We start from the raw sequence: 571 nt of genomic DNA on the forward strand, positions 1-571 counted from the left end.
GTTTTCGTCAACAATTGCACGAGAGAGTTTGTGTTGAAAATCAGCACGGGCATTGGCTACCCGTTCGTGTACACCTGCAAGCTGTATTCGGGCTTTACGACGATTAGCACTCCCTTTTTGCTTGCGAGATAAGGCTTTTTGTTTTCGACGTAGGTTACGGCTGGCATTGATAAGGTGGCGCGGATTAGCAATCTTATTGCCGTCTGATTTGATGGCGTAATGACTCAGCCCCACATCAAGTCCCGTGATATTTGATATCAATGTTGGCTTTGCCGGTGCTTCTACCCCGTCATCACAGAGTAGTGACGCATAGTATTTTCGGTTGCGCTGCGACTCAGTGTGATACTTTTCAGCGCCCCCGTAATTTCACGATGTAAACGCGCTTCAATCGGTGCGATTTTCGGGATTTTTATCGCGCCATCAATGACTTTGATCCCGACACAATGATAGCTAGATTGTCTGCCATGCTTACTTTTAAACGTGGGAAAACGGGCTTTTAGTTTCGGATTAAAAAAGTTGGAGAAAGCCACGTCAAGGTTAATCACCGCCTGCTGCAATGCAATAGAATCAT

General features: G+C 46.1%; 1 pseudogene. It reads right to left on the bottom strand.

The window, feature by feature from the left end:
- Positions 1–571, bottom strand: a pseudogene (locus BHE89_RS19595) (RNA-guided endonuclease InsQ/TnpB family protein); the annotation flags it as partial.

The sequence above is a fragment of the Shigella sp. FC1967 genome (assembly GCF_001743005.1).
Lineage (GTDB): Bacteria > Pseudomonadota > Gammaproteobacteria > Enterobacterales > Enterobacteriaceae > Proteus.